The organism is Ruminococcus flavefaciens (assembly GCF_900143025.1).
Taxonomy (GTDB): Bacteria; Bacillota; Clostridia; order Oscillospirales; family Ruminococcaceae; genus Ruminococcus; species Ruminococcus flavefaciens_I.
Window position 1 is genome coordinate 1 of record NZ_FRCT01000027.1, and the last position, 15,702, is coordinate 15,702.

The 15,702-nt window shown below is 43.8% G+C and carries 15 protein-coding genes and 2 rRNA genes; 4 read left to right on the forward strand and 13 right to left on the reverse strand.

Translation table 11 applies throughout. The features are described 5' to 3' along the window. Positions 1-125 precede the first annotated feature (125 nt). The 9 genes from nifU to BUB28_RS16250 all read right to left on the reverse strand — a co-directional run bounded on the left by nifU (position 126) and on the right by BUB28_RS16250 (position 8,535). Positions 126-542 carry a Fe-S cluster assembly scaffold protein NifU gene (nifU, locus tag BUB28_RS16210; protein ID WP_072952552.1) on the reverse strand — a complete coding sequence of 139 codons (417 nt, stop codon included), beginning with the start codon at positions 540-542 and terminating at the stop codon, positions 126-128. A gap of 63 nt (positions 543-605) precedes the next feature. After that, complete coding sequence (locus BUB28_RS16215; protein ID WP_072952553.1) at positions 606-1,010, reverse strand: EF-Tu/IF-2/RF-3 family GTPase; 405 nt, start codon at positions 1,008-1,010, stop codon at positions 606-608. Positions 1,011-1,035: 25 nt separating this feature from the next. After that, positions 1,036-2,226, reverse strand: a complete 1,191-nt coding sequence (nifS, locus tag BUB28_RS16220) for a cysteine desulfurase NifS (protein ID WP_072952554.1) — start codon at positions 2,224-2,226, stop codon at positions 1,036-1,038. A 12-nt stretch (positions 2,227-2,238) separates the two neighbouring features. Next, the gene (gene rnhA, locus BUB28_RS16225) at positions 2,239-2,679 is read right to left on the reverse strand and encodes a ribonuclease HI (protein ID WP_028517103.1); all 441 of its coding nucleotides are present in this window, start codon (positions 2,677-2,679) and stop codon (positions 2,239-2,241) included. A gap of 179 nt (positions 2,680-2,858) precedes the next feature. Then, on the reverse strand, positions 2,859-4,304 hold the full coding sequence (proS, locus tag BUB28_RS16230) for a proline--tRNA ligase (protein ID WP_072952564.1): 1,446 nt from the start codon (positions 4,302-4,304) through the stop codon (positions 2,859-2,861). Positions 4,305-4,406: 102 nt separating this feature from the next. Beyond that, on the reverse strand, positions 4,407-5,090 hold the full coding sequence (locus BUB28_RS16235; RefSeq protein WP_072952555.1) for a hypothetical protein: 684 nt from the start codon (positions 5,088-5,090) through the stop codon (positions 4,407-4,409). Between the two features lie 310 nt (positions 5,091-5,400). Continuing rightward, entirely contained in the window at positions 5,401-7,446 is a 2,046-nt protein-coding gene (locus BUB28_RS16240; protein WP_072952556.1) for an endo-1,4-beta-xylanase, read from the reverse strand. 219 nt (positions 7,447-7,665) lie between these two features. Continuing rightward, positions 7,666-7,905 carry a hypothetical protein gene (locus BUB28_RS16245; protein ID WP_072952557.1) on the reverse strand — a complete coding sequence of 80 codons (240 nt, stop codon included), beginning with the start codon at positions 7,903-7,905 and terminating at the stop codon, positions 7,666-7,668. Between the two features lie 132 nt (positions 7,906-8,037). Continuing rightward, positions 8,038-8,535: a CarD family transcriptional regulator gene (locus tag BUB28_RS16250; protein ID WP_072952558.1), complete on the reverse strand. Its 498-nt coding sequence runs from the start codon at positions 8,533-8,535 to the stop codon at positions 8,038-8,040. A gap of 679 nt (positions 8,536-9,214) precedes the next feature. On the opposite strand from BUB28_RS16250, the gene rplM reads away from it, so the two are divergent. The 4 genes from rplM (at position 9,215) to BUB28_RS16270 (ending at position 13,180) form a co-directional block, all read left to right on the forward strand. Continuing rightward, on the forward strand, positions 9,215-9,643 hold the full coding sequence (rplM, locus tag BUB28_RS16255; protein ID WP_072952559.1) for a 50S ribosomal protein L13: 429 nt from the start codon (positions 9,215-9,217) through the stop codon (positions 9,641-9,643). A 16-nt stretch (positions 9,644-9,659) separates the two neighbouring features. After that, on the forward strand, positions 9,660-10,061 hold the full coding sequence (rpsI, locus tag BUB28_RS16260) for a 30S ribosomal protein S9 (protein ID WP_072952560.1): 402 nt from the start codon (positions 9,660-9,662) through the stop codon (positions 10,059-10,061). Positions 10,062-10,887: 826 nt separating this feature from the next. Further along, positions 10,888-11,628, forward strand: a complete 741-nt coding sequence (locus BUB28_RS16265) for a cytidine deaminase (RefSeq protein ID WP_072952561.1) — start codon at positions 10,888-10,890, stop codon at positions 11,626-11,628. Positions 11,629-11,659: 31 nt separating this feature from the next. Further along, positions 11,660-13,180, forward strand: a complete 1,521-nt coding sequence (locus BUB28_RS16270) for a diguanylate cyclase domain-containing protein (RefSeq protein WP_072952562.1) — start codon at positions 11,660-11,662, stop codon at positions 13,178-13,180. Positions 13,181-13,266: 86 nt separating this feature from the next. Here the strand turns inward: BUB28_RS16270 and BUB28_RS17195 are convergent, their stop codons facing one another. The 4 genes from BUB28_RS17195 to BUB28_RS16290 all read right to left on the reverse strand — a co-directional run. Next, the gene (locus BUB28_RS17195) at positions 13,267-13,500 is read right to left on the reverse strand and encodes a hypothetical protein (protein WP_175547879.1); all 234 of its coding nucleotides are present in this window, start codon (positions 13,498-13,500) and stop codon (positions 13,267-13,269) included. A gap of 14 nt (positions 13,501-13,514) precedes the next feature. Next, entirely contained in the window at positions 13,515-15,278 is a 1,764-nt protein-coding gene (locus tag BUB28_RS16280) for a glycosyltransferase family 39 protein (RefSeq protein WP_072952563.1), read from the reverse strand. 106 nt (positions 15,279-15,384) lie between these two features. Further along, positions 15,385-15,501 (reverse strand): 5S ribosomal RNA (rrf, locus tag BUB28_RS16285). A 64-nt stretch (positions 15,502-15,565) separates the two neighbouring features. Next, positions 15,566-15,702: ribosomal RNA gene (locus tag BUB28_RS16290) — 23S ribosomal RNA — on the reverse strand; the annotation flags it as partial.

The window sequence follows — 15,702 nt, forward strand, 5'->3', positions numbered from 1 at the left end:
GAGAAAAAATCAGCTAAAAAAGTCTTTGGAAAGGGGTTCGGGGGAAAGCCTTTCTTCAGAAAGGTTTCCCCCGATAAATAGTATAAGCTTCTATATGAGTACCACGGTTAAGCCGTCCTTTGTTTTTATTCCTCGGGTTCCTTGATCTCGCCTACTATCGGGATAGGATCAATTCCCTGCTTTGTATAATAATCGGAAAGTGCCGATCTTACAGCCTGCTCAGCAAGTACAGAGCAGTGTATCTTTACTGCCGGAAGTCCGTCAAGCGCCTCTACAACAGCCTGATTTGTAAGCTTCAGAGCATCGTCTATGGACTTGCCCTTTATAAGCTCTGTTGCCATTGAAGATGTGGCAACTGCCGCACCGCAGCCGAATGTCTTGAATTTTGCATCTGTTATGATATTATTGTCTATCTTCAGATACATCTTCATTATGTCTCCGCATTTTGCGTTTCCTATCTCGCCTACTCCGTCTGCGTCCTCGATCTCACCTACATTTCTCGGATTTGAGAAATGATCCATTACCTTATCACTGTATAACATAATTTTTACTCCTTTGTTATTCTCTTGCAGGCTCTTCCTGCGCAAAAAAGTATATTAAAGGGGTCACTTCTTCTTGATTATGTCGTTTCTGGATACCTGCTTCCTGTCGATATCTTTCAGCCAGATACCGGCATTTGCTCCCTCGGAAATAGAGTTGCACTGCTTGCGGAACTGCTCTATACCAAGAATGGTCGTGGGCAGCATCTCTTTTCCGCCGTGTACCAGCAATACCTCGTCGCCAACAAAGAATATTCCTCCTGTTACCGTACCTACTACGACAGTTCCCTTGCCTGTTATAGTGAATACATCGGTAACAACGAATTCCGAATACGTACCCTCTGCTACTCCCGATTGCGGAGTATAGTACGCCTCGTATTCGCGCAGCTCCTTTTCATCGTCGGTCAAAAAACCTGTATCAGTCTCGTCGCGGGTAAACAGTCTTTTCTTGATATTATCCAGAAATCCCATAAATATGCCCCCTTATTATGATGTTTTAGTCGTATTTCTCGCCCTTCATCATTCTTTCCCATACAGGTGACATAGAGCGAAGCTTTTCCACAACTCGGGGAATTACTTCAAGGATATAATCTACGTCCTCGTCGGTAACGTCTTCCTCGATAGAAAGTCTCAGCGAGCCGTGAGCGACTGCGTGAACGAGACCTATGGAAAGCAGAACGTGTGACGGGTCAAGCGAGCCTGATGTGCAGGCTGAACCCGATGAAGCGCATATACCGTTAAGGTCGAGCATGAGCAGGAGCGATTCGCCCTCCAAGCCCTCAAAGGAAATATTGAGGTTGCCCGGAAGTCTCTTGTCTCTGTCGCCGTTAAGACGGGTATACGGTATCTTGAGAAGCTCGTCAATAAGACGGTTTCTCCTCGGTGTTATAACAGCAGCCTTTTCTGCGATATTGCGTGTTGCAGCCTCAATAGCTACGCCGAGACCTACGATAGCAGGTACATTCTCGGTGCCTGCACGCTTACCGCGTTCCTGACCGCCGCCGTGGATAAGATTGGGCAGTACGATACCCTTACGGATATATATTGCACCTATGCCCTTCTGTGCGTGTATCTTGTGTCCCGAGAGGGAAAGCATATCTATTCCCTGCTTGTGGACATCTATCTCAACATGACCAACAGCCTGTACAGCATCTGTGTGGAAAAGTACGCCCTTTTCCTTGCAGATCGCAGCTATCTCGTCGATAGGCTGTATAGTGCCGATCTCGTTGTTTGCATACATTATTGTTACAAGTGCTGTGTCCTCGCGGATAGCCTTCTTTACGTCCTCGGGGTCGATGAGACCCTTATCGCTTACGGGGATATATGTTACCTCAAAGCCATGCTTTTCAAGGTATTCGCAAGTATGAAGGACTGCATGATGCTCGAACACAGATGTTATTATGTGCTTCTTGCCCTTCTTTGCCATAAGCTCAGCAGTGCCTTTTATTGCCCAGTTATCGGACTCTGAACCGCAGCTGGTAAAGAATATCTCCCTCGGCTCGGCTCCGAGAGCCTTTGCCACCTTTTCACGGGCGATCTCAACATCTCTCTGAGCATCGCGTCCAAGCTTGTATATGCTGGAAGCGTTGCCGTATGCTGTTGTGAAATATGGCAGCATAGCGTTCAGGACTTCTTGAGAGACCGCAGTCGTTGCTGCATTATCTGCATAAATAAATCTCTTTTCCAACGATTTATCCTCCTATTTTGCATATTTATCACGCTGCTCCACTGCAAGGCGGTCACAGCGTTCGTTTTCAGGATGTCCTGCGTGTCCTTTTACCCAATTAAATGTAACGTCATGCTTTTCAAGGAGCGGCAGAAGCTGTTCCCATAGATCCACATTCAGAGCAGGCTTCTTGTCGGATTTTATCCAGCCCTTCTTCTTCCAGCCGTATACCCAGCCCTTTGTTACGCTGTCTACAACGTATTTGCTGTCGGTGGTAAGAATGACCTTGCAGGGCTCTTTCAGTGCCGAAAGCCCTGTTATGACTCCGAGAAGCTCCATTCTGTTATTGGTCGTAGCGCTGTCTCCGCCCGAAAGCTCCTTTTCGATGCTGCCGAAACGAAGTACAACGCCGTAGCCTCCGGGCCCGGGATTGCCGCTGCACGCGCCGTCAGTGAATATTTCAACTGTTTTGATATTTCTCACCTCTGAAAACTTTACAGGATATATTCTATCATATTAAATATACAAAAATTGTAGGTGTTAGCCGTGGTTAACGAAGAAGTTTTTAGCTATACAGCCTATAATTATATCACATATAAATAAAAGCCTGAGAAAAATCGCGTTTCTCAGGCTTTGTCTTTTGCTCGGGCTTATTAATAAGCCTTGCCCCAGTAAACCATATACTTAGCAGGCTTGCCGCAGCATACACACTTGTCGCTGAGCTGTTCCTGCTCAAATGGGATACATCTTGAGCCAACGCCTGTCTTTTCCTTTACCTCGTCCTCGCAAGCCTCTTCGCCGCACCACATTGCCTTTACGAAGCCGTCGCCCTTTTCTTCAAGAGCATTTTTGATCTCGTCAAGAGTTGTGCAGGTATAAGTCCTGTTTGCACGGTTCTCGGCAGCCTTATTGAACATACCCTCAGGTATCTCCTTTTCGAGGAGCGCCTTTACATATACAGCAAGATCTCCGAGAGCTACTGTTTTCTTTTCGCCGCTGTAACGTACAGCTACAATGCACTGATTTTCCTCGATATCACGAGGTCCTATCTCAATACGAACAGGTACGCCCTTCATTTCGTACTCGGCAAACTTCCAGCCGGGTGAGTTCTCGCTGTCATCAAGCTTTACTCTGATGCCTGCGGCTTTAAGCTCGCTCAGAAGCTCGTTTGCCTTGTCGAGAACGCCCTCCTTGTGCTGTGCGATAGGTACGATAACAGCCTGTATCGGAGCTACAGCAGGCGGAAGTACAAGTCCGCTGTTGTCGCCGTGAGTCATAATAACCGCACCGATAAGACGAGTTGTTACGCCCCAGCTTGTCTGATGAGGATTGACTCTCTTGTTTTCCTTGTCGGTATATTCAATGCCGAAAGCCTTTGCAAAGCCGTCACCGAAATAGTGTGATGTACCAGCCTGTAAAGCCTTACCGTCATGCATGAGTGCTTCGATAGCGTATGTGGATACAGCTCCTGCGAACTTGTCGCTCTCTGTCTTCTTGCCCTTTACAACAGGCATAGCAAGTGACTTTTCGCAGAAATCAGCATATACGTTGAGCATACGCTCTGTCTCCTCAATAGCTTCCTCAGCTGTTGCGTGGATAGTATGACCCTCCTGCCAGAGGAACTCTCTTGAACGGAGGAAAGGACGTGTAGTCTTTTCCCAGCGTACAACGCTTACCCACTGGTTGTAGAGCTTAGGAAGATCACGGTATGAATGAACTATATTAGCATAATGCTCACAGAAAAGAGTCTCGGAAGTAGGACGCACGCAAAGTCTGTCCTCAAGCTTTTCGCTGCCGCCGTGAGTTACCCATGCAACTTCGGGAGCAAAGCCCTCAACGTGATCCTTTTCCTTCTGGAGAAGGCTCTCGGGGATAAACATAGGCATACAAACATTCTCGTGTCCAAGTTCCTTGAAAGTAGTATCAAGGATATGCTGCATATTTTCCCATATAGCGTAACCATAGGGACGTATTACCATACAGCCCTTAACGCTTGTATATTCGATAAGCTCTGCCTTTTTGCAGATGTCGGTATACCACTGAGCGAAATCCTCGTCCATTGAGGTTATCTCGGATACCAGCTTTTTATCTTTTGCCATACATATGACCTCTTTCTGATATATTTCAATAGATATATTCATTATATCATCTATTTTTACTGTTGTCAATCGGAGTTATCCCGATTTCGGGAATTTCTGCGCTTATATCTGAACGATCATACCAACCAAAAGGTATGTGCAGTACATTGCGCCTATTACCAGTACAGCCGCTATGACCTTGCCCAAAGCTGTGCTTGGTGAGCCGCCTACGCCGTTCTTTTTTATGTTTACAGCGGCGCATACCAGTGCAAGAACATTGTAGATGCCTATGATAAGCCATCTGATGTTCATTTTGGTGCTGAGGAGGTCGATATAACAGGTGTTGTTGACCATTCTGTAGTCCATGCCAGAGAAATTCTCCTGTACCTTTCGGCTCGTGCTCTTAACATTGCCCTTTATTTCGGTGCCGCTGATATTGGTATAGTCGCTGCTGTCGAAGTTGTCGCCGAAATCCTTGTCTGCACGCACAAGCAAGCCCTTCTGCATATCATCTGACAGTATGAGGTAGTAATACTCATTAAGGAGCGGAATAAAACCAATTTTGTGAGTGTACTCGAAATTGGGGTGATTTGCACCGTAATCAGGCACACCGCTTACGCATTTGCCGGTCTCCATGTTGTTAAAGGCATCATCAAGAGATATGTTTTCCTTGAAAAAGCCCGATATTCCCATGAAAAGTCCTAAAGCCGCCAGAAGCACAAAAAAGATGATAGCAATAAGGGGCGAAGGCTTTTTGCTGCTGCCCTCAAATGAAGGTGAGCCGTCTGAAAAATTTCTAAGATCCATAATTATTCTCCTTAGTATAGTATTCGTAAGCAATTCCCGATTTATGGGGTGAAATAATATAGCTTTATGATATCACAATTGCCGAAAAAAGTCAATATTTTGCGGCAATAGCCGTTAGCTTGCAGGGGCTGGCGTCCCCTACAAATGGTTATTTAAAGCAAATTCGTAACCTGTGGACGCATAATATCTGCCGCACAATTATGCAAAAAAGGCTGCACAGCAATGCCGTGCAGCCTTTTATATCAATATATCATGTCAAAGTAAAATGTCACTTTGCAGTGCTTCCGCCAACTTCCTGTAAGCCGTCTAATTATCCTTCAAGAGATGTACGCTTGCCGAGGAGGTATTCCTGTATTGCAAGTGCATCATCGTTTGTAACGCCCTTGCTTGTACCTGCAATATCAGCGTTTGCCCAGCCCTGCTTTGTGATAGCGTGCTCGTCTGTACCGCCGATACCGTACTTGTTAGGGTTAGCAAGTGCCTGCATGATGATAACAACGTCGCCCATGTCTATCTGACTGTCGTTATTTGCGTCGCCGAGCTTGGTTGCCTTTATTTCTTCGCCTACAGATGTTGTTGTCTGAGCAGAAGTTGTAACTGATGTAGTCGTAGTTGTAGTAGTTGTAGTTACCTTGCCGCCGTCTGCAATAGTAGTTCTTACAGGATCAGCAGCAGTTCTGTCGCCTACGATAGCCTTGAATGCAGGCTTAGCCATGAAATTCTTATCGAAAATAAGCGGATTCTGTGTATTTCTCCAGCTCTTTGTATCTGTAACGCCCCAGAATACTACTGCTGAGATCTTGTCAGCATACTTCTCGTAGATATCGAAGAGACCCTTGTAGTATGTAGACTGAACATCGAAATACTTGTCTCCTGAATTCTCCTGTACAGTTACGTCAAGCTCTGTAACCTGAACGTCAAGACCTGTAGCGATGAAGTCCTTGAGAGCGAGCTCGTACATACCAAGTGAAGGGAATGCAGCGTCCATGCTCTGTCTTACGTCAAGGTGAGACTGCATACCGATACCGTCGATATTGCCTGCCTTTTTGAGTCTCTCTGCCAGTTCACAGATAGCCTTCTTCTTGTCCATGTACTCGTTGAAGTCGTTGTAGTAAAGCTTACAGCCCTTAGGAGCATACTGTCTTGCAAACTTGAATGCATAGTCGATGAATGAATTGTCACCGTATACAGCTACCCAGTCTGATGCCTCATACTGGTTGGACTGTGAAGGATGACCGGGCTTACGAGGACTGCCGTCGTTCTGGAATGCCTCGTTTACAACGTCGCAGGCATAGAAGTTGATATCAGGATAAAGAGCTGTAAGTGTTTCAAAATAGCTCTTTATGTAGTTCTCCATACGCTTTGTCATCTTTTCGGGTGAAACGTAATCCTTCTTCTCGTCGTAGTCTTCCTTGAAGAACCACTCAGGAGTCTGGCTGTACCATACAAGAGTGTGTACTCTTACAGGGATACCGTATTTTCTTGCATAGTTAAGAACAGGCTTAGCCTGCGCAAAGCTTATCTGAGGAGTTTCGTCATCGCCTGTTTCCTCGAAATATTTAAGTGTAGCTGTCTTGTTGAGAACATAATCGGGCTTCATCTGGTTGCCGACTGTGATGCTCTCGCCGAAGTGCTTCTGGACAAGATCCATGAATGGCTGTGAAGAAAGGTCATCAGGAGTAAGTGCAGTACCTACCTTGAACTTGTCCTTATAAAGCTCGCTGAGTGAAGGGAGATCCTTCTCTATATCAACATGGGGAGCTTCTGTTATCTTTACATCATCAATGAAAATGGACTCCTGTCCGCCTTCAAAGTATACATATACACCTTCCATACCTTCGGAATAGCTGATAGGTATATTCTTTATTTCTGCCCAGCCGTTTCCGCCGCCGCTGGTAGCCTGAATGTTCTGTTTGAGGTTAGAATAAGAGGTCTCTCCGTCAACACTGAACTGGAAGCTGAGTGTAGTATTTGTGTACCATTCTCCTCTTACGGAGCAGGAGAAGTAATACTGTGTATCAGGCTTGAGGAAACCGTCCATACGGAATGCAGGACCGTGCCATGTGTCGCCTCTTTCTGTAGCGGAAAGTCCGCTGTCGCCGCTCTTGGCAGCGTCCTTTGAAATTGCAAGAACAGTTTTATCGTCGCCGCCTCTGTTTGACCAGTGTGCAAGATCGTCCTCGCTCTCAAATCCGCACTCATAAACTACTTTACCCTCTGCTGCTGCGGATACCTTGGTGTTTGTCAGCTGTACGCCTGCGGGTGCTACCGCATGAACAGCCGCAGCTGTTGCTGTAAGTGCCATAGCTGCACCCATAACACCTGCGATCAGCTGATTGATGTGTTTTCCTTTCATAGTAAATTCCCTCCAAAAATAAATTTTTGTGTTTATATTGTAGCACGATTGTACAAATAAGTCAATGAGCGCCGCGGACAATGAGCAATAAATGGGGAGTTTGACTATAATCGGCGACAAAAAATGGTCAGCGTAACAGAGAGCTGTTAGCCGTTTGCCTTTAGCCTTTAATTGAATAAGGGGCGGATATTATCCGCCCCCTACAGCATGAACACCTTCTCAATCGAGGTAAGAACCTACAGGCGAGGTATTGTACTGCTTCTTGATCTTGATGATAACAGAACCGTCAGGCTGTTCGTTTTCCTCAAGTATCTTGTACCTGGTTCTTGTTTTTTCAAGAGAAGCCTTGTACTTCTCTACCTCCTCCCTGACAAGCCTGACAGCATAATCGTGCGCGGTCTCCTCCTTCAGCATAAAATGCAGAGTCTGACAGATACACGCTTCTTTGATCCTTTTCATTGATATGCACCTCCAAAAAAATTAAACGTGCAGCAAACAACTGGACTTACGCAGAAATTTGCTACACGTTCTTTACATTATTAATTATATCAGCTGGTTTTTTATTTTTCAAATGGTATTTTTTCACAAAATTCAAGCTATGTGCTTTTCGATATATTCAACAACTTCGCTCCTGTCTATGTCAAGAGCATAGGCAAACTCTTCAAAAAGCATATTTTCCGCAAGATCAAGATATTTTTCATCTGAGGAACGCAGCTTCCTGCCCTCTTGCGAAAGCTCCTTTCTGCGTAAGTACAGTGTTTTTATAAGCCTTATCATCTCATGCTTATCTGCATTTTTTATAATACGGCTGTATTCCTCCTTGCGCTTAATATCATTGTCGATCCATATAACGTCCTCCGAGTTCATGTGCGAGATAAGCTCGTCAACTTCCGATCTTGAACATACATAGTGTATATTGCTGAGTGCAGTTTCATTATCTATAGGAACATAAAAAACGTTCTTTTCCGAATTTGTATGCCTGAGAATGTAATATTCCCGTTCTTCTCCCATAAGATCACGCTTTTCTATCGCCGTGATCTTACATATACCGAATGTACCGTACATAACAATATCATTTATCTTATACATAAGTATCACCCCGCAAAAAAATAGAACGCGAAGCAAGTAACTGGACTTACGCAGAAACTGCTACACGTTCTTTATTATATTTTAGCATTTTCAAAAAATAAAATCAAAGGCAGTTTTGCACAAAAATCATATCCTTTTTCTGTGAGAGGATAATATACGCCCCTGCAAACAGTCATTTTGAGTAAATTCGGCGCTTGCGGACTGTCGTCCCCGACAGCCCGTCAGTTATGTTTTAATTATGGGACGTCGAGGACGCCGTCCCCTACATTCTGTCATTTCAAGTCATTTCTTAAGACACGGGCGGCGGAACGCCGCCCATACAGGCTAAGGGCTAACGGCTCGGGAGCCCGAGGGCGGGCTCCCCTACAACAAAATGCACACAATTCCGCGAAATATCTCCACGTTTTTCTACTTTGCAAAACTGAAACGAAACACGAGAAAGAGAGAGAAACAGAGTATACGCGAGAGATTTTAAGAGAAAACAGGGTATATATTAAAAAAATCCCCAAAAAGCCCTTGACATACGCTTTTATATCGTGTATAATAATTCTTGCACTGTGAAGGAACAGGCGTCTTTTCGGGAAGCAAGAGGCAGGTCCTCAAAGCTTCGTTAGGAGGCTCTGCCTCTTGTTTCCGAATTCGCTTTCCTTCCGAAATATAATTACAGGAGGAAATATATATGTCAACTACACTGGCAAAACCCGCTGAAGTAAGCCGCACTTGGTATATCCTCGACGCTGAGGGCAAGCCACTCGGTAGAGTTGCTGCTAAGGCTGCTCACATTCTCAGAGGCAAGCACAAGCCCACTTATACTCCCAACGTAGATTGCGGAGATCACGTTATCGTTATTAACTGCGCAAAGGCTGTTCTTACAGGAAGAAAGCTCGAGCAGAAGAAGTACTACTGGCACACAGGCTGGATCGGCGGTCTCAAGTCCATTTCTTACAAGGACATGATGGCTGAGCAGGCTGACAGAGCTATGATGATCGCTGTTAACGGTATGCTCCCTAACAACAGCCTCGGCAGAGCTCAGCTCAAGAGACTCAGAACCTACAAGGACGCTAATCACAAGCAGGAGGCTCAGAAGCCTGTTGCTTACGAGCTTTAATAGGAGGTGCTTTTAAATGTACGAATCAAAAGTTAAATACTACTACGGAACAGGCAGAAGAAAGCACTCCGTAGCAAGAGTAAGAATTTACCCAGGTTCAGGTAATGTTACTATAAACGGCAGAGGCATTGATGAGTATTTCGGTCTCGAAACACTCAAGCTCATCGTTCGTCAGCCTCTCGCTCTTACTGACAATACAGAGAAGTTCGACGTTGTTTGCACAGTTGCAGGCGGCGGCGTTACAGGTCAGGCTGGTGCTATCAGACACGGTATCTCAAGAGCTCTTCTTGAATTCGATGCTGAGCTCCGTCCTGCTCTCAAGAAGGCTGGATTCCTCACTCGTGACCCAAGAATGAAGGAGAGAAAGAAGTACGGTCTCAAGGCTGCTCGTCGCGCTCCTCAGTTCTCAAAGAGATAATTTTATCCCTACTGGGACTATACGAAAAATCACCTCGCAGGTTTATCCTGCGAGGTTTTTATTTTTCCATGAAGGTATTAAAATTTGCTGCAAGAATTTGTTATACGCTATGGTAAAAACCATACTGCCGTAGCGATTTTTCAGTATTACAAAAAGGAAATCCCGCCTAAAATATCACATTTTGGCTATCAGCAGCATTTTTTCTGATAAAAAAAGCTGGTTTTTTCTAAAAAAAGAGCCTTATATTATATCATATATTATCATAATATCGTCTTCCGAAAGAGGACGATTTTCTTTTATTCTCTTTCGTCAAAAGTAACAACATAGACATATAAATCACTCGAATTTCTGTCGCTTGCTGCTCATTTTGTATTAATATTACCACCATAAGTGCATTTTGTTCACGTTATTGGTATATACATTTTGTTTAAGAGTATATAGTTTCTATAATCAGAGATTACTATTTATACTTGGAGTATTATAAAACGGGTAATATTTTTTGCGTATTATGAATTTTCGGTTAATAACGAGCTTTTTTTATTTAATGATATATTTCAGCTATATACAGCCATTTTAAAAGTGAATTTTCGATATTAGCAGCAACAATAGCACAATATGAACATTTTTTGAAGTTCAAAAATCCACCTTTTCTTCATATTTGGGGTTGATGAAAATTCATATAAAGGGTATAATTTTATTATAAAGAACATATGCAGTAACAAGCCTTCCCGATCAAAATCAATTAGTATTTCGATTATGAGGGACTTTTTTATCACCAAAACACGAAGTACTAATGGTTACTATTTTTTAAATGTGAGGTGAAATAATGAATTCAGAGGCGATCTTTAATGCTGCTCATACAACAGCTATCAAACTTTTAGAATCAGGAGCTTTCGTTACTCCGTCCGATACGGTCTGTGCACTGCAGACCAGCTCAGGCAGGATCTATACAGGTATAAGCCGAACAGATATGAACAATTCGGTCCACGCTGAGATCGACGCTGTAAGGAATATGCTCGCCGCAGGCGAAAACATTATAATAGGACTTCTTCTGATCAGCACACAGATGAGGACTCCTATGCTGCCTTGCAATAACTGCCTTGGCTATATTTTATCGCTTGCACAGGAAAACATAGGCTGTATGGTCATGCTTCAGGACAGAATGATCAGTATAAATGAGGTCGGAATGTTCGCTGCACCTATGGGCGGAATGATGGATAATCCTAATTTCGTCGGACATACACCTGTACAGCCGCAATTTACATCAGCACACGCTGCTGTACCACCACCTGCACCACCGCCTTTGGCACCTTCCCCCCCACTACCTGTGCAACCAGCTGTTAATACAGCTCCCGCACCTGTTACACCACAACCTGCTGACGATATACAGGAAACAGATATTACAACAAAAACAGAAACTTCTACAGCGAATACAGAAAACGCTACAGGCGATCTGCTGAAAAACAAGGTCAACAGTCTCTTGCGGTCTGTTGATGACGACACTGATGAGTTTCTTGAAAACCTGCCATCAACAAAGAAAAAAAGATTTGGCTTTTTCAGGAAGTAATATGTAAGGAAAACAGGGAGGATTTTTTAATATGAGAGGTCAAAAAAAGATGTCCGCTGTAAGCCTTGTGCTTATAGTTCAGCTTATTATCATGCTTGTGCTGTCATTAGTTATCACTATGACCATAAGCTCAGAAACACGAAAGAATACTATTCAAAATCTCGAAACCATAACAGACGAACGTGCTAACATAATCGAAACCTACGTAAAAAATGCAGAGGACAAACTTACATACTTCAGCAAATCACAGGAAGTCAAAAAACTGCTTGAAAGCCCTGAAAATCTGTCTCTCCAGAAGTCAGGTCAGGCTTACACAGAGGACTTTTCAAGAGATATAGATAACCTTGAGGGACTCTGGATAGGTGAATGGACTTCACATTGTATCGCACATACTAACCCCGAGACAGTCGGAATTACAACCAGAAAGAACGAAACTGCTCTTCGTCAGCTCCAGGATTCACTGATAGCAGCAGGCGACGGAGTATACAACGCAGGAATGATAATCTCTCCTGCATCAGGCAAACAGATAGTATCAATGTACAAGACTGTATACGGCGAAAACGGTGATCCTATAGGATTCGTCGGACTCGGCATATACACAGAGGGCCTTGTAAATACACTCAATAACCTCTCTATCAAGGGAGCTAAGGACGTTACCTACGCAATGGTAAACGTAAAGGACGATAAGTACGTTTTCAATAATAATTCAGAGCTTATCGGTACTGAGACCACAAACAGCGAGATAAAGTCTATATGCAAGGATATCCGCAAGGGCAACAACACAAAGAGCGAATTTGAATATACCGAAAACGGAAAGAAATATATCGCTATTTTCTCTTATATCAAGGATTACAACTGGATTTTTATCCTCAATGATACAAAGAGCGAGGTTTACTCACTTACTAACGTAATGCGCGTATATATGGCAATATTCGGTTTCGCAATCATCGTGCTCATGCTTATATTCAACTTTATCTCAAAGAAGCAGGAAAAGGCAAATCAGAAGCTTGCTTCTACTATCATCAAGAGCAACAAGACCAAGGAATCACTTTATACTGCTATGTTCAAGGATGTTCTTACAGATGTACGTAACAGAATTGCTTTCTCTATGGATTTTGAAGAGCAGAAATCAAATCCTTCCGAGCCCTATTACTTCGTAATGTACAATATCAACGGATTCAGCAGCGTAAATACCCGCTACGGTAACGACGTAGGCGACTGGCTGCTGGTAAGAACTGTTGATATACTGGGTCAGGTATTCAAGAACGGAAAGATTTACCGCACAGGCTCAGATGAGTTCATAGTTGCTCTAAAGGGCAATATCGAAAATGTGGCTTACACAGACGTAATCGAAGATGCAACCGAAGCTTACAAGCGCCTTACAGCAGGTCAGAACACCCCTATGGGCCGTATCAACTTCGAGTTCAGATCGTCTGTCTGCAAGAAGAGCGGAGCTATCAATACTTCAATTATCACTGTCCTCAAGGACATGATAAACAAAAACAGTAACGCAACAGTAGGTCAGATAACATATAATGACCTTGATTCATAACCCCCATAAGTCCCTGCTTTATGCAGGGGCTTTTTTATTGACAAGCTGCCGCTCATCGTGATATAATTACATAAAATAACACTTTTTTACACATTTCGACAAAGGAGCTTTGGCGGCTTTATCGCAGCTATAGGCGACGATGCACTGCAAGTAAGGACAAACGCCAAGCTGCAAAAGATGTTCCCGTCCGAGCAGCGTGCAACCCTTACATCTGTAGAGTCCTTCAGCTTCTCGATAATTATGATCGTACTCTCTCCCCTTGCAGGCTTCTTTTTTACATACTGGTAATAGAAAAGTCCGAAAGTGTATCCCTGATACATTTTCGGACTTTATTTTAACGCTCGCCCATTGCTACAATGAAGTACAAATATGAGGAAATAACTGCGAAAACTACAGATGCAGCAAAAGTGCCGGTTTTCAGCACCTTTGCAACAGCTTTTCCGTTTTTCTCAGTGTTTTGCAGCACAAAACCGAGGAAAAGCGCACCGATTATAACCGTCGGCATAAGATAACGGAAATTCATACTGCAAACAAATGCATAATTCTTGGAGAGTAAATAAAGATTTCCAACAAGAACAAAGTAGAAGATCACAAAAAACATCTTCTGAACCTTATCAGCCGTGCCCTTTCGGATAGTTCCCACAATTATCGAAACAAAAGCAGCTGCGGCAATAGCAGTAGCAAGCCAGAAAAGAACTACAGCGACTTTATCCATATACTGTCTTGCAGCAAAATTATTTCCGTTGATAAACTCGCCGAAAATGGAATTTTTAAGTATAGCTATCAGTGGATTATGCTCGTTGAAGCCCTGAGGTATATCGTTTTCATCGAACCAAAGCCAGTTCTCGTAGACATTCCTTACCTGTTTAAAGGAAAAATCGGTTATACGCTCCCAGAAGGTAATACCCTTTATGGACTGGGGCATTTCGGGGAGCTCCTGCACATAGGTAAGGGGGATACCCCAGCGTATAAGTCCGCGCACAGGGAACCACATTCCCAGCGGAGCGCATATAGCACCGAACACAGAAAACTGTCCTATGAGCTTCTTCCATGAATCCTTGAAATTCCTGAAAAAAACGACCAGAAAAACAAACGTGATCGGAAAAGCAAGCAGCGCTGCGGAAAGCTTTGCCATCATACCAAGACCAACGCAAAAAGCAATGCCGATGATATTCTTCATTGTAGGCTCACTGTACCATTTAAGCGTAAGGAGCACAGCTCCCATAGAAAGAGCCCATGCAAGAGCATCGTTATTAACAAGACTGCCAAGGAAAATGAAGCAGGGGTGAAAAGCAGTTATTATAAGGGGAACGTAGAGCGACTTTCCGTCCAGCTTGAAGTGTCGGAATATCTTATAGGCGGTAATGATAATTGTCATGGAGTAAAACATCGGAAGCACCTGTACCGACTCCACAGCTCTGTCCATATCGACACCGAAAATGCCGTTTATAAGCTTTATCCACAATGCACCTATAGCATGATGCAAGAGGGGGTGACAATACTGGGATATACCTGTATAATCTCCGTCATAAAGCTTATGATTATAGAGCAAATAAGACATATATCCAAGATGTCCGGGAGCAGCCTCGTCAGGACTTCCGAACCAGTTTACATCGTGCTGACGCTCATAGACCGATGTTCCCAATACGTAGCAGAGCTTCACGGTGAAACTGATACCGAATATCAGAAGGGCATTGAACTGCCGCTTGAATTTCTTCGTAAATAATCCAAAATACAGCACAAGAGAAATTATTATCCCCGCTACAAGCACCATTGTAAGCTTCTGCGCGTCGTTCTCAACATATGATAAGCCGAAAACGCCAAAACCTGCTGCGGAAATTGTAAACGGAACAGCGACCCTCAGATCAAATCCATGCTTTCTGCACTGAATCACTATAGCCAATGCAGCGGAAATGCAATAGGCAACGAAGATAAGCGGCACTGCGATACCCGATGTGAACTCCACAGCACCATAAAACATAGGCACAGTTATTACGCAGATGAGAAATGCCGTAATATACGAATGAGACGACAAGAAGCCAAAAACCTTGGATATTACGGTGTCAGCCCTGTTATTTCCAGTAAGACTCTTTTCCATGCAATACTCCTTATTATATCAGATAATTAATTTTATCACACAAAGCACAGGTTTGTCAAATCATATTATACAAATAAAAAAGGACTACAACTGTAGTCCTTTGAAGTGTCGGCACTGATTTAGTTTCCCGGGCCGTCACCAGCCAAGTATCGTCAACGCGAATGAGCTTAACTTCCGTGTTCGGAATGGGAACGGGTGTGACCTCATTGCCATAAGCACCGACTAAATATTAGCGAAGAATTGAAGGAATAAAGCGTAATGCGAGGCTAGAACTCTGAATGAAGTAAAAAGGAAAAGCCCTCGACCGATTAGTACTCGCAAGCTGAACGTGTCACCACGCTTACACTTTGAGCCTATCAAACTCATAGTCTATGAGAGGTCTTACTCTTACGAAGGGATATCTTATCTTAAGGTCGGCTTCACG